This window comes from Treponema sp. R6D11 (genome assembly GCF_054786075.1).
Map to the genome: position 1 here is coordinate 1 of NZ_BDHD01000854.1, position 473 is coordinate 473.

The following is a 473-nucleotide window of genomic DNA, read 5'->3' on the forward strand; positions in this document are numbered from 1 at the left end:
ACTTTGATGTGTTAATGACGTTTTTTATCGTTATTCTTGTTCTTAGTAATATCGCTTCATCGGCGAAAATTGTTGATCTGGGTTTTTCGATTTTTGGAATTCCTATGGCGTTTGACGGCGGCACTTTGCTTTTTCCGCTGGCTTATGTACTCGGAGACATACTCACCGAAGTGTACGGCTTTAAGGCCGCGAAGCGGGTTATCTGGACTGGCTTTGCGGTGCTGGCGTTTTCATCGCTGGTGTTGCTTGTTCTTAAAATACTTCCCGGCGAAAGTTCCTGGGAAGCCCAGGATGGCGCAGCCATCACCGGTTCCGCCGCGTATAACGCTATTCTTGGCGGGATGGGCTCTGGCGGCCTTGTTCTCGCAAGCCTCGCGGGATACCTGGCTGGGGAATTGTCCAATTCGGCAGTGCTGGTAAAGATTAAAATGTTGATGAAGGGGCGGTGGCTCTGGTTCAGGGCTATGGTTTCC

The 473-nt window shown here is 50.3% G+C and carries 1 protein-coding gene; it reads left to right on the top strand.

Annotated features, from left to right (window positions below):
• Window positions 1–8 precede the first annotated feature (8 nt).
• A partial coding sequence (locus ACYVTD_RS16495) for a queuosine precursor transporter (RefSeq protein ID WP_461248749.1) occupies window positions 9–473 on the top strand: 465 nt, incomplete at its 3' end.